Source organism: Burkholderia vietnamiensis LMG 10929, from assembly GCF_000959445.1.
Taxonomy (GTDB): Bacteria; Pseudomonadota; Gammaproteobacteria; order Burkholderiales; family Burkholderiaceae; genus Burkholderia; species Burkholderia vietnamiensis.
Genome location: NZ_CP009631.1, coordinates 2,998,192 through 3,012,108 on the forward strand (window position 1 = coordinate 2,998,192; position 13,917 = coordinate 3,012,108).

10 protein-coding genes are annotated in these 13,917 nt (G+C 68.3%); 2 read left to right on the plus strand and 8 right to left on the minus strand.

Annotated elements, in window-relative coordinates; all coding sequences use genetic code 11:
* The first annotated feature begins 251 nt into the window (after window positions 1–251).
* Together cdpA and AK36_RS23425 are read left to right on the plus strand one after the other, a co-directional pair.
* A complete protein-coding gene (cdpA, locus tag AK36_RS23420; protein WP_196480377.1) occupies window positions 252–1,991 on the plus strand; it encodes a cyclic di-GMP phosphodiesterase CdpA in 1,740 nt (579 codons plus the stop codon).
* Window positions 1,992–2,020: 29 nt separating this feature from the next.
* Entirely contained in the window at window positions 2,021–3,553 is a 1,533-nt protein-coding gene (locus AK36_RS23425; protein ID WP_045579306.1) for an HDOD domain-containing protein, read from the plus strand.
* Window positions 3,554–3,640: 87 nt separating this feature from the next.
* Here AK36_RS23425 and AK36_RS23430 read toward each other — a convergent pair whose 3' ends face one another.
* From AK36_RS23430 to AK36_RS23465, 8 genes are all read right to left on the minus strand, one after another.
* Window positions 3,641–4,435 (minus strand): ABC transporter substrate-binding protein, encoded by a 795-nt coding sequence (locus AK36_RS23430; protein WP_011884036.1) that lies wholly within the window; start codon window positions 4,433–4,435, stop codon window positions 3,641–3,643.
* 269 nt (window positions 4,436–4,704) lie between these two features.
* Window positions 4,705–5,790 (minus strand): succinylglutamate desuccinylase, encoded by a 1,086-nt coding sequence (gene astE / locus AK36_RS23435; RefSeq protein WP_045579307.1) that lies wholly within the window; start codon window positions 5,788–5,790, stop codon window positions 4,705–4,707.
* The gene (gene astB / locus AK36_RS23440) at window positions 5,774–7,114 is read right to left on the minus strand and encodes an N-succinylarginine dihydrolase (protein ID WP_045579308.1); all 1,341 of its coding nucleotides are present in this window, start codon (window positions 7,112–7,114) and stop codon (window positions 5,774–5,776) included. Before astB ends, astE begins: the two co-directional genes overlap by 17 nt.
* Window positions 7,115–7,128: 14 nt before the next feature.
* Complete coding sequence (astD, locus tag AK36_RS23445) at window positions 7,129–8,592, minus strand: succinylglutamate-semialdehyde dehydrogenase (protein ID WP_034194195.1); 1,464 nt, start codon at window positions 8,590–8,592, stop codon at window positions 7,129–7,131.
* A gap of 7 nt (window positions 8,593–8,599) precedes the next feature.
* Complete coding sequence (astA, locus tag AK36_RS23450) at window positions 8,600–9,631, minus strand: arginine N-succinyltransferase (RefSeq protein ID WP_045579309.1); 1,032 nt, start codon at window positions 9,629–9,631, stop codon at window positions 8,600–8,602.
* Window positions 9,628–10,704, minus strand: coding sequence for an arginine/ornithine succinyltransferase subunit alpha (gene aruF, locus AK36_RS23455; protein WP_045579310.1), 1,077 nt, complete (start codon window positions 10,702–10,704; stop codon window positions 9,628–9,630). Before aruF ends, astA begins: the two co-directional genes overlap by 4 nt.
* 30 nt (window positions 10,705–10,734) lie before the next feature.
* A complete protein-coding gene (locus AK36_RS23460; RefSeq protein ID WP_011884023.1) occupies window positions 10,735–11,967 on the minus strand; it encodes an aspartate aminotransferase family protein in 1,233 nt (410 codons plus the stop codon).
* Window positions 11,968–12,857: 890 nt separating this feature from the next.
* Complete coding sequence (locus AK36_RS23465; protein ID WP_011884021.1) at window positions 12,858–13,898, minus strand: GlxA family transcriptional regulator; 1,041 nt, start codon at window positions 13,896–13,898, stop codon at window positions 12,858–12,860.
* Between the last annotated feature and the right edge of the window lie 19 nt (window positions 13,899–13,917).

The following is a 13,917-nucleotide window of genomic DNA, read 5'->3' on the forward strand; positions in this document are numbered from 1 at the left end:
CTCGATGCAGGCCATGCCGGCGTTCGCCTGCCGAACACCGGAGGTACGACCCGGCGCGGCACGTAGTCTCAGCCCCGGCCGGACGGTTAAAGATTTCGCGCAGGCTGCCGTTATTCCTTCCGGACAACCGGTTCCAGCCCTTCACGTCAGCGAGACACATGGAAGCCAACAGGAAACAGACGCCACTCAAGGGCTCCTGGCGCAACGCCTTGCATACGCTGCGCCGCTTTGCCTGGTCGGGCGGCGCGCTGATGCCTGCGCGCGCCGGCACGCCGCGGCGCGACGATACCGTGCGCGACTGGCTGGAACAGACGGTGGGCACGGTCGATTTCCTGGCGCACGTCGATCGCGAATTGCGCTTCCTGTACGTGTCCGACGCCAGCCTGCGCTTCATCGGCTATCACCGCGACTACCTGCACACGCTGACGCTGCGCGACCTGATCGCCGAACAGGATACCCCGGCGCTCGAAGCGCTGCTCGCCCGCGCCGCGCGCTCGGGCCAGGTCGAGAAGACGACGCTGTGCATCGTCAAGTCGCTCACCTACCCGCTCGACGTCGAGATCCGGGCGTTCAAGAGCCGCCACCACGGCGTCGACGGCTTCGCGATCGCCGCGTTCGACGTATCGGCGTGGCGCGCGCTGGAGGCGCGTCTCACCTACGAGATGCACCACGACCCGATGACGGGGCTCGACAACCTGTCCTCGCTCGTGCCGGCGCTGATGCGCGCGCAGCAGGCCGCCGACGAGTCGGGCACCTGCGCGGCGCTGCTGCTGCTCGACCTCGACGACTACCAGCGCATCAACCGCGCGCTCGGCTACGACGCCGGCGACGTGCTGCTGCGCGAAACGGCGAAGCGGCTGCAGGCGCTGATGTCGCCGGACGAACAGCTCGCACGCGTGGCGAGCGACAAGTTCGCGGTGGTGCTGACCGCCCCCGACCGCGCCCGCGCGAGCAGCGCCGCCGACGCGCTCGCGCGCCGGCTGCAGGCCGCGGTGCGCGAGCCGTACGTGCATCAGGGGCAGACGGTCCACCTGTCCGCGAGCATCGGCATCGCGCTGTACCCGGACGAACGCACGGCATCGCACCGCGCGCAGCATCACAGCCCGCTGCTGCGCCGTGCCGATCACGCGCTGTCGCAGGCGAAGGCGTCGGGCGGCAATGCGCTGTCGTTCCACGCGCCGGTCGACGATCCGGCCGACGCCGAGCGGCTCAAGCTCGAAGCCGACCTGTACGACGGCGTGCGCAACGGCGAATTCTCGCTGCACTTCCAGCCGATCACGCGCAGCCAGTCGGGCGCGGTGGTCGGCGTCGAGGCGCTGATCCGCTGGCGCCATCCGCTGCACGGCCTCGTGCCGCCGGTGACCTTCATTCCGCTCGCCGAATCCATCGGCCTGATCAACTATCTCGGCAACTGGGTGCTCAAGGCCGCGTGCATGCAGCTCGTCGCATGGGACCGCCAGGGGCTTCCGCTGCAGTACGTGGCGGTCAACGTGTCGCCGCAGCAGTTCCGCGACCCGCGCTTCACGCAGAGCGTGCGCGAGGCGATCGCGCTGACGGGCATCGACCCGCGGCGCATCGTGCTCGAGATCACCGAGAGCCTGCTGATGCACGACCCCGCGCAGGCCAAGGGCCTGCTCGAGGAGCTGACCGAACTGGGCATCCGCTTCGCGATCGACGATTTCGGCACCGGCTACTCGAGCCTCGCGTACCTGCAACGCTTCCCGCTCGCGAAGCTGAAGATCGACCGCAGCTTCGTCGAGAACCTGCTGACCTCGCGCAACGACCGCGCGATCGTATCGGCCGTGGTCGGCCTCGCGCAGACGCTCGATCTGGAGCTCGTCGCCGAAGGCGTCGAGACCGAGGCGCAGCGCGAGCTGCTGACCGAGATGGGCTGCAACCATATCCAGGGCTGGCTCGTGTGCCAGGCGCTGCCGTCCGAGGAACTCGCACGGCGCTTCGAGGCGCAGCAACTGCGCCTTCACGCCGCCTGACGCGCACGCCGAACTGGACAGATTCCCGTATGTCACTCACCGCACACCTGCCCCGCACAGCGCTGCTCGACAAGCTGTGGGCCCGGATGAACGAACGCGGCGACTTCCCGCTGCTGTCGGAATCGCTGCGCACGACGATGGCCGCGATGAAGAACGACGAGCTCGACTTCACCGCGCTCGTGCGCGTCGTGCTGTCCGATTTCGCGCTCACGCAGAAAGTGCTGCGGCTCGCGAATTCCGCCATGTACATGGCCTTCGGCGGCAACATCACGACCGTCACCCGAGCGCTGATGGTGCTCGGCATGGACACCGTCGGCCATCTGGTCGTCGGGCTGAAGCTGGTCGACCATTTCCACCAGAGCACGCCGCGTCGCATCGACGCGAAGCTCGAGCTGAACCGCGCGCTGCTGTCCGGCTGCGTCGCGCGCAAGCTGACCGAGCATGCGGAACTGCGCGGCGGCGAGGAAGCCGTCGTCTGCACGCTGATGCGCCAGGTCGGCAAGCTGCTGGTGGTCTGCTATCTCGACAGCGAATGGGACCGGATTCGGCGCCGCGCGGCCGAGCTGGACGGTGACGACGAGCGCGCCTGCGTCGACGTGCTGGGCGTCAGCTTCGAAGCGATCGGCCTCGAGGCGGCGGCCAGCTGGCGGCTGCCCGACGTGATCCGCGCCGGGATGGCCAATGGCGACGACGACGTCGAGCCCGACGAGATGGACGACGACGCCGACGACCTCGACGACGAGCGCCGGTTCGCGCCGGACACGCGCGCCGACGAAGGCGAGGAGCGCGTGCGCTGGCTGCGCGCGGTGAGCCGCTGCTCGACCGACGTCGCCAGCGCGCTCACCACGCCCGCCGGCCCGCAGCGCGACGCGCACATCGCCGCGCTCGCGCAGCGCTACGGCGCGGCGCTCGACATCGAAGCCGACGCGCTGGTCGAAATCGCCGACCGGCTCGCACGCGAGGAAGCGAGCGACACCGTGATGCGCGAGATCGTCGAGCTGCGCGCGAATGCCGACGCGATCGCCCGCGCGCAAGGCCAGCCCAAGGCATGCATCGAAGCCGGCCTCGCGGACCTGCGCGCGCTGCCGTCCGAACACGTGCTCACGCCGGTGCTCGCGCTCGCGTCGGAAAGCCTGCTCGCGGGCCTCGCGTTCACGCGCACGGTGATGTTCGTGCGCCGCGACGACGGCATCTTCGCCGCGCGCCTCGGCTTCGGCCCGGGCGTCGACGCAGCGCTCGACCGGCTGCAGTTCACCGAGCGCTTCGAGCCCGACGTCTTCCATCTGGCGATCACGAACTCGGTCGGCATCTTCATCGAACAGGCGCAGGACCCGAAGATGGCGAAGCGCCTGCCCGCGTGGTACGTCGACGCGCTGCCCGATGCGCGCGCCTTCGTGCTGCTGCCGGTGCGCATCGGCACGACGAGCGTCGCGCTGCTGTACGGCGACTGGGCCGGCGCGCAGACCGCGCGCAAGATCACGCAGCAGGAGATGAGCGTGCTCAACGAACTCGCGCGCGAGCTCGCGCGGTTCTTTCCCACGCAGCCCACACCGGCGACGTGACGCGGGCACGGCGCCCGCAACGCGCCGCGCCCAAAAGCAAACCGGCCGCGAACGCGGCCGGCTGCATCGTGCGACGGATCGAAACGCTTACTTGAGCGTCACCGGCACGCTGAAGTATTTCTTCGCGAGCGTGTCGATCGTGCCGTCGGCCTTCAGCTCCTTGAGCGCCTGATCGAGCGCGGTCTTCAGCGCCGCGTCGTTCTTGCGCAGGCCGAAGCCGACGCCCGAGCCGAGAATCTCGGCATCGCTGACGGTGCCGCCCGCGAATGCGAAGCCCTGGCCTTGCGGCTTCGACAGGAAGCCCTTCGCGCCCGCTTCCGAATCCTGGAACGTCGCGTCGAGACGGCCCGACTTCAGGTCGGCGTATGCGAGGTCCTGGGTCTGGTACGGCACGACTTCGACGCCGGCCGGCGCCCACTTCTTCTTCGCGTAGGCTTCCTGGATCGTGCCCTGCAGCACGCCGACGCGCTTGCCCTTCAGCGCTTGCGGCGTCGGCAGCAGGCCGCTGCCCTGCTTCGCGATCAGCTGGTTCGGGATCGTGTAGATCGGATCGGTGAACGCGACCGCGTGCTTGCGCTGCTCGGTGATCGTCATGTCCGAGTTGATCGCGTCGAACTTGCGCGCCTGCAGCGCCGGAATCAGCCCGTCGAAGTCGTTCTCGACCCACACGCACTTGGTTTTCAGCTTCGCGCACACCGCGTTGCCGATGTCGATGTCGAAGCCGGTCAGCTTGCCGTCGGGCGTCTTGTATTCGAACGGCGCATACGAGGCCTCGACGCCGAACCGGATCTCCTTCAGATCCGCGGCCATCGCGCTGCCTGCCGCCACGACCGATGCTGCCACGACCGCGTGCGCGGCCAACTTACGCCAAACCAACTTCATCAGGTGTTCTCCTCGATACTCGAATGTTCCGGAACCACGGCGCATGCATCATGGCAGCGCCGGACCACTACCACCATCCCGATGCCGCGCGTTGATGCGGCGCAACAGCCGCAAGGCCGCGATTGTACCAATCCGCGCCGCCCGCGACGGCAAAGCGGCGGCGGCCGCGCGGTGCTGCCGCCGCCGGCGCGCGTGCGGCGCGCGGCGCCGGCGAACGCGCAAGACGATGTCGCTGTCGCGCAAGCGCGACACGCGGACGCCGCCGTCGGTCACACGAGCGCGGCGAGCGTGTCGCGCGTCGTGTCGACGACCAGCAGCCCCGCGCGCAAGCCCGGCTTCACCGACGGATTCGGAAACACGAGGCGCTCCTCGTCGTGCCTGACCGTGTAGCGGTAATCGCCGTCCTGCGCGAGCACGGTGCCGCGCGCGAACGCGGTGAAGTTCGCGACGTCGGGCGCGACGAACAGCTCGAGCGCGTCGCTGCGCTTCGTGATCTGGTCGATCACGGTGAACACGCGCGGCAGCGGCGCGTCGCCGCGGGCAGCGCCGGCGTCACCCTTGTCACCCACATCGCCGGCCGCGCGCGACACGAGCTGGCGTACCGCGCGGTCGGCCGCCGCGAAGCGCGACAGGTCGTTCTGCCCGAACGGGCGCACCTTGCCGAGCTCGAGCGTGCATGCGAGCGCGCCGCATTGCTCGGCCGTGAAATGCGAATACGTATTGCCCTTCGCGGTATGCAGCAGCACGGCCGCGATGCGCGCGTCGCCGAGCCATTCGATCATCGCGCGGGTCGGCGGCGTGCCGGTGTGCGGCAGCAGCGCGAACTGCTCGAACACCGATGCGCGGATCGCCGTATGCATGTCGATGTGCCAGCGCGTGCCGCCGGCCGGCGCGGCCGCGAAGAACGCGGCGGCCGCCGCTTCGAGCTGCTGCGCACGCGGCGCCTCGCGGCTCGCCGGCAGTTGTGCGTGACGGCCGCCGAACAGGCGGTTCAGGTCGTCGTCGAGATAGCGCTTGCCCGCGCGCATCGCCGGCACGTTGCCGAGCACGACCAGCAGCCGGCAGCCGAGCGCGGCCCTGCCCGCCGCGAGATCGCGCACGAGCAGCGACAACAGCTCGATCGGCGCGGTCTCGTCGCCGTGCACACCGGCCGACACGAGCACGCTCGCGCGGGCCGCCGCGCCGGCCGCGGCCGGCTCGAGCGCGAGCAGGCCGTCGCCGAGCCAGCGCCAGCGCAGCGCGCCGCCCGCACACACGCCGTCGCGCTCGGCCGGCGTGCGGCCCGCGAGCGTGAACGCGAGGAAATCGTCGAGCAGCCCGGCAGCCGCCACGCGCGACTCAGCGCTGGAAGTCATACAGCGAGCCCACCCGCAGGATCTGCGTGAGTTCGTCGAGCGCCGTGCGCGATTCGTCGAGCAGCGCCGGATCGGCGAGGTCTTCCGGGGCGATACGGTCGCGATAGTGCGTGTCGATCCACGCGTCGAGCGACGCGAACAGCGTGTCGTTCATCCACACGTTCGACGTGACGGCCGCGCGCTCGGCGTCGGTCAGCACGACGCGCAGGCGCAGGCACGCCGGGCCGCCGCCGTTCTTCATGCTTTCGCGCAGGTCGAACACCAGCACGTCGCCAATCGGCCCGTTGGCCGCCGCGAGACGATCGAGATAGGCGGCCACATTCGCGTTCTCGCGGCATTCCTGCGGCACGACGAGCACTTGCGAGCCGTCCGCGCGCGACAGCAGCTGGCTGTTGAACAGATACGACGTCACCGCGTCGTTCACGCTCACGGCCGCGTCGGGCACCTCGATCACGTTCAGCCGCGCGCCGCGCGCGTCGAGCGCGGCCGTCAGCGTGTCGTACACCGCCTGCTTGTTGACGAATGCACGCTCGTGCGTGAACAGCGTGTCGCGGTTGCCGACCGAAATCACGTCGTTGTGGAACACGCCCGCATCGATCACGTCCGGGTCCTGCTGCGCATAGACGGTCGCCGTTTCGTCGAGACCGTGGCGCTGCGCGACCGCGCGGCTCGCCTCGAACGTCTGCCGCGCCGGAAAGCGCTTCGGCTCCGGCCCGCGGCGATATTCGGCGCGGCCGTACACGAAGAACTCGACGCCCGGCTTGCCGTATGCCGCGCAAAAGCGCGTATGGTTCGCCGCGCCTTCGTCGCCGAGCGCCGGCGTGCCCGTCAGCGCGTCGTGCACCACGAAGCGCGCGGGATCGGCGAACAGCGTCGACAGCATGCGGCGCGTCGCCTCGTGTTCGATCGCGCGATGCAGCTTGCTGCACAGGTTGGCCGGCGTGAAGTGGACGCGGCCGTCGGCGGTGTCGGCCGACGGGCTGACGGTCGCCGCGTTCGCGGTCCACATCGCCGACGCCGAGCTCGCCGCGGCGAGTAGCTCGGGCGCCTGCTTCGCGGCCTTCGCGATCACGTCGGCGTCCTTGCCGGAGAAGCCGAGCTCGCGCAACAGGCGCAACGACGGCCGCTCCTGCGGCGGCAGCACGCCTTGCGCGAAGCCGAGATCGGCGAGCTGCTTCATCTTGCGCAGCCCCTGCTTCGCGGCTGCCTTCGGGTTCGCGGCCGATTTTTCGTTGTTGAGCGACGCCACGTTGCCGAACGACAGCCCGGCGTAGTTGTGGGTCGGGCCGACGAGTCCGTCGAAATTGGCTTCTTGTGCGTTCATCGTCGTTCCCTCGTTCAGAAGTGCAGGCCCGGCGACAGGCTCGCGGGCAAGCTCAGTTGCGTGCTTTCGACCGATGCCATCGGATAGGCGCAATAGTCGGCCGCGTAATACGCGCTCGGCCGGTGGTTGCCCGAGCGGCCGGTGCCGCCGAACGGCGCGGCCGACGATGCGCCGTTGGTCGGCCGGTTCCAGTTGACGATCCCAGCGCGGATCGTGCGGCGGAACTGCTCCCATGCGTGCGCGTCGTCACTGAGCAGCCCGGCCGACAGGCCGAACGCCGTGTCGTTCGCGCGCTCGATCGCTTCGTCGAAGCGCGCGTAGCGCACGATTTGCGCGAGCGGGCCGAAGTGCTCCTCGTCGGGCAGGCGGGCGACGTCGGTCACGTCGATGATCGACGCGTTCACGAAGCCCAGGCGCGCATCGCGCTGCGTCATCTCGATGATCGGGCGGGCGCCCTGCTCGATCAGCCGCGCCTGCGCGTCGACCAGCTTCGCGGCCGCGCGCGCCGAGATCACCGCGCCCATGAACGGCTGCGGATCGGCGTCGAACACGTCGGCGGTGATTTTCGACGTGACGTCGACCAGGCGCGCGAGAAAGCGCTCGCCGTGCGCGCCCTGCGGCACGAAGATCCGCCGCGCGCAGGTGCAGCGCTGGCCGGCCGACAGGAACGCCGACTGGATCGTATGGTGCACGGCCGCGTCGATGTCCTCGACTTCGCCGATCACGAGCGGGTTGTTGCCGCCCATCTCGAGCGCCAGCACGATTTCCGGACGGCCGCCGAACTGCTTGTGCAGCAGCGTGCCGGTGTCCGAGCTGCCGGTGAAGAACAGGCCGTCGATCTGTCGATGGTTCGCAAGCGCGATGCCGGTGTCCTTCTCGCCTTGCACGAGGTTCAGCACGCCGGCCGGCAGCCCGGCTTCATGCCACACCTCGACCGTCGCGCGCGCCACGCCCGGCGCGAGCTCGGACGGCTTGAACACGACCGTGTTGCCCGCGATCAGCGCCGGCACGATGTGCCCGTTCGGCAAATGGCCGGGGAAGTTGTACGGGCCGAACACCGCGACGACGCCGTGCGGGCGATGGCGCAGCACCGCGACGCCGTCGGCCATGTCCTGGCGCTTCTCGCCGGTGCGTTCGTGGTAGGCCTGGATCGAGATGGCGACCTTCGCGGCCATCGCCGCGACCTCGGTGCGCGCTTCCCACAGCGGCTTGCCGGTCTCGCGGCCGATCGCGGCTGCGAGCGCTTCCTTGCGTTCGGTGAGCAGCGCCGCGAAGCGCTTGACGATCTCGCAGCGCGCGTCGAAGTCGAGCGCCGACCATCCGGCGAAGGCGCGGCGCGCGCTCGCGACCGCACGCTCGACGTCGGCCGCCGACGCACTGGCGCCTTGCCAGGCGATCGCGTCGGTGCCGGGGTTGCGCGAGGCGAACACGGGGCCCGAGCCTGCGACCCAGGCGCCGTCGATGAAGAGTTCCGTCATGATTCGTTTATCCCTGTTTGGCTTTGAGCGGCAGCACGCGGACCGGATCGCCGGCCTTCACGTCGAGCGCGGCGGCATCGTCGGCCGACAGCACGAACGATCCGTTCGCGACCACGCCCGGCGCGACGCCGACGCGGAAGTCGTGCAGCGACGTGTTCGACACCAGCGAGCGGCTCGCGTCGCCGAGCGCATCGGGCACGCCGATCGCAGCCGGCACGACCACGCTCTCGCGCACGGTGCGCAGGTCGTTGATGTGGCATTCGAGCACCGGGCCGGCATCGAAGATGTCCACGTGGTTCTGATAGCGCAGCCCTTCTGCTTCGAGCATCTTGCGGGCCGGCAGCGTGTCGCGGTGCGTGAGGCCGACCGCGTCCTGCGCGTCCTGCGGCAGCAGGTCGACGTACACCGGATAGCGCGGCATCAGTTCGGCGAGGAACGACTTGCGGCCGTGCGAGCTCAGATAATCGGCCGCGTTGAAGTCGATCTGGTAGAAGTGCGAGCCGACGGCGCGCCAGAACGGCGACGTGCCGTCCTCGTCGAAGTGCCCGCGCAGCTCCGCGCAGATGCGTTCCGGAAAGCGCTCGCGGAACTGCGCGATGAACATGAAGCGCGAGCGCGACAGCAGGCCGCCGACGCCGCCCGTGCGATAGCGCGGGCTCAGGAACAGCGAGCACACTTCCGCGTAGCCGGTCAGGTCGTGCGAGATGTTCAGCGCGTGCATGCGCGTCCACACGCCGAGCTCCTGGCTCGCATGCACGACGGTGCTCACGCGATAGTTGTAGAACGGCTGCTCGAGGCCGACCTGCGACTCGATCCCGCAGACGCCCGCGATGTCGCCCGTCGTCGAATCTTCCATCACGAAGAAGTAGCCGGCTTCGCCCGGTGCGGCGCGGCCGTCGAGCGTGCGGCGCGAGCGTTCGATGCGCGCGGCGAGCGCGTCGCGGTCGGGCTTGAACGTGGTCAGGCCCGGCCCGGTTTCCTGCGCGAGCGACACGAGCGAGTCGACGTCGCCCGTTTGTACGACCCGAACGACGATCATGCTGCGTCTCCCTTCATGTCTTCATCGTCGCGGCGATGCAGCGGCACGCAGCGCACGACATCGCCATCCTTCACACCGAGCGCCGCGCGCACGTCGGCGGCGAGCGGCGCGTCGGCGCCATGTGCGCCGGCCGCATCGGCCGCTTCGGCGGGCAGATCGGCCAGCACGCAGCGGAACGCTTCGCCGCTGCCGCTCGACACCATGTACGCGACGTCGCCCTGCTGACGCGAGGCTTCGCGCACGGTGCGCTCGGCGGCGAACTTCACGCAGGCGGTGCGGTCGACCTGCGCGGTGAGCACCGGGCCCGCGTCGAAGATGTCGACGAAGCGGTCGGGTTCGAAGCCTTCCTCGAGGTGGATGTCGTACGCGAGCAGCGCCGATTCGTTCGGCTCGCCGAGTACGCGCTGCGCGGCTTCGGGCAGCAGCGGCACGTACAGCGGATAGGCCGGCATCACTTCGGCGATGAAGGTGCGGCTGCGGCCGCCCGATGCGATGTCGACGTCGGTGAAGTCGCGGCCGAAGAACTTGCGGCCCACCGCTTCCCAGAACGGCGATGCGCCCGTCGCGTCGCTCACGCCGAGCAGCAGCGTGAACACTTCGGGCGTGAAGCGGCGGCGGTTCGCGGCGATGTACATCATCCGCGCGCGCGAGATCAGGTGCGCGGCCGCGTCGCCGCGCAGCGACGGATCGACGTAGAAGCCGGCGAGCCGGCTCTTGCCGGTGAGCTCGTGCGACATCGTGAGCGCATGGATCTTGCGGTTCACGTGCAGCTCGCGCGACGCATGGATCAACGCGTCGTTGCGGAACGCGTAGAACGGTTCCGAGTAGCCGGCCGCGGCGACGATGCTCGCCGTGCCGAGCAGCTTGCCCGTCGACGCATCTTCGAGCACGAACAGGTAGAACTCTTCGCCGGCGAAGTCGACGTCCGCGCGAAACGAGTCTTCGGAGAGCGCCACGCGCGCTTCGAGCGCTGCGCGGTCGTGCGGCAGCGAGTGCAGGACCGGCTGCGCGGTGCGCGCCATCTGCGCGAGCGCATCGAGATCCGTGAGTTTGCCGGGGCGGACAAATAGCATCGTCGTTCCTGTCTGCGGTGGGTGCGCCGCTCAGCGCGCGGTGGCTTCGTGGGCCGCGAGCACCTGCTCGACCGCCTTTTCGAAGCGCTTCACGCCTTCGTCGAGCAGGTCGAACGGGATCACCAGCGACGGCACGAAGCGCAGCACGTTCGGGCCGGCGATCAGCATGATCAGGCCGTTGTCGGCGGCCGCGTTGACGAAGTCCTTCGCGCGACCGTCGAACGCCGCGGTCAGTTCCGCGCCGACCAGCAGGCCCTTGCCGCGGATGTCCTTGAAGATGCCGAAGCGTGCGTTGATGCGTTCCAGCGCGCCTTTCAGGCGCACGCTGCGTTCGCGCACGCCTTCGAGCAGCGCGGGCTCGGCGATCAGTTCGACGACCTTGTCGGCGATGGCCGACGCGAGCGGGTTGCCGCCGTAGGTGGTGCCGTGGACGCCGACCTTGAAGTGCGCGGCGAGTTCGTTGGTCGTCAGCATGGCGCCGATCGGGAAGCCGTTGCCGAGTGCTTTGGCGGTGGTGAGGATGTCGGGCGTGACGCCCGTATCCATGTACGCGTAGAAATGGCCGGTGCGGCCGACGCCCGTTTGCACTTCGTCGAAGATCAGCAGTGCGTCGTTCGCATCGCATGCGTCGCGCAGGGCTTTCAGGAAGGCCGGATCGGCCGGGATCACGCCGCCTTCGCCCTGCACCGGCTCGACGATCACCGCGCAGGTTTGCGGGCCGATCGCGGCCTTGGCGGCTTCGATGTCGTTGAACGGCAGGTGTTTGATGCCGGCCGGGACGGGGCCGAAGCCTTCGGAGTATTTCGGCTGGCCGCCGACGCTGACCGTGAATAGCGTGCGGCCGTGGAACGACTGGACGAACGAGACGATTTCATATTTGTCGGCGCCGTGGCGATCGAATGCGACGCGGCGGGCGAGCTTGAGGGCGGCTTCGTTCGCTTCGGCGCCCGAGTTCGCGAAGAATGCGCGGTCGGCGAAGGTCAGCGATTCGAGGCGTTTCGCGAGGCGCAGGACCGGTTCGTTCGTGTAGCCGTTGCCGATGTGCCAGAGCTTGCGGCCCTGTTCGTCGAGCACCTTCAGCAGTTCCGGATGGCCGTGGCCTAGCGACGTGACCGCGATGCCGCATGCGAAATCCACGTACTCGCGGCCGGCCGTGTCCCACACGCGCGAGCCCTCTGCACGGTCCGGCACGAACGGCGCGGGGGAGAATACCGGCACCATCACTTCGTCGAATGTCTGGCGGGTCACGGTCGAGGTCGTCATGGTCGTTCCTTTCGGGTTCGTAAGAGGGTTCAACAGGTTCAAGTTTAGGTAAGGGCTGCGCAAGCGTCTTGCGGAATTGCGACGGGTTCTATCGGAAGCGGTTTTGTCGGGCTGACTTGCTGGTGGCGCTGGCGTTGGCGTTGGCGTGAAATACCTGTGATCGTGTCGGTCTATTAGCGTCGCCCCTGCGCGGGGCGGCGGTTACTTTTCTTTGTCTTGCCAAAGAAAAGTAACCAAAAGAAAGGCGCTCAGATAACGCATGACCTCCCGGTGCCATGGCACCCGGAGTGGCCACCGCCTAAGTGTCCGCGCCAGACAGGAACCCGGAGTGGTTCGAGAAATAGTTCTGACATCACTCACCACACCACAGAGCGGTATACCGCCCGCCAGCTCCATCCTCGCTGCGCTCGGCTGCAAGGTACTTCAACCGCAAAATCTGCGCCACGTGCGCGAGCTGGCCATGAAATAAGTGCTCCGGATCAATTAGCCCTTCACGATTACAACCGGACGATTTTCTCCGTGCTGGCGCGATGGGGAACCATTGCGGATACACGGATCGCTCACCTTGAAACCGGGGAGTTGCCCGTCGTCCGAGCGAAGCGAGGACGGAGCTAGCGGGCGGTATACCGCTCTGTGGTGTGGTGAGTGATGTCAGAACTATTTCTCGAACCACTCCGGCTTCGTTACTGGCGCGGACACTTAGGCGGTGGCCACTCCGGTGACCATGGCACCGGGAGGTCACGCGTTATCTGAGCGCCTTTCTTTTGGTTACTTTTCTTTGGCAAGACAAAGAAAAGTAACCGCCGCCCCGCGCAGGGGCGACGCTAATAGACCGACACGATCACAGGTATTTCACGCCAACGCCAAGTCGCACGACAAAACCGCGCTAGCTAATCCCCATGACGCTCGACCAACGCCCCAGCCCGCGGCTCACTCCCACCCCCGGTCTGCTTCTCGAGCCACGCCCGCCGATCCTCCCGCGGCGTCACCCCAAACCGCTCGCGATAAGCATTGGAAAAATGCGCAGCAGAAGAAAACCCACAGGCGAGACTGACCTGCACGACCGACTTGCTGGTCCGCTGCAACTGCGTACGCGCCTTGAGCAACCGAAGATTGAGGTAATACTTCGACGGCATCGCCCCAAGATACTGCCGAAACAACCGCTCGAGCTGCCGCCGCGACACCCCCACCAACCCGGCAATCTCGTCGGTCGTGAGCGGATCCTCGATATTGGCCTCCATCAGCAACAACGCATCGTTGAGCCGCGGATGCCGCTCGCCGGGCGCAGTAACGAACGGAATCCGCTGCCGCTCCTCGCCGCTGCGCAGCGTGCCGGCGCCCAGCGCATCGGCAATCCGCTCCGCCAGATCGGCCCCATGCTCACGGCCGATCATCGCCAGCATGAAATCGACCGTCGCCTGCCCGCCCGCACAGGTCGCCCGATCACGATCGATCTCGAAGATCTGCTGCGTGACGATCGAACGCTCGAACTGCTCGGCAAACTGCTGATACGTCTCCCAGTTCACACTCACGCGATACCCGGACAACTGCCCCGCCATCGCCAGCCACCACACGCCGTGGTGAATCCCGCTGACGACCGGCGTACGCTGCCCGACCCGCGCCAGGCTCGCGAGAAACAACCGATAGTCGGCGAACTGCTGAAACCGCTCCGACACGACGATCAACCAGTCACACGCAATCGCATCGTTGAACGCCGCATCGGCATGCCAGTGCGCACCGCCGGCGAGCGGCACCGGCCGCCCGTCCCACGAACACACCTGCCACCGATACAACAGCCGCCCGTCGATCTCGTTCGCGAGATTCAACGCATCGACGATCGGCCCCACACCCGACATCGACACGGGCGGCAACGCAACGATCGCCACCTGCGTCGTGCGGGTGGCGCCTGCGGGACGAGACACCGGGACCACGATGAAAACCGCCCGTCGC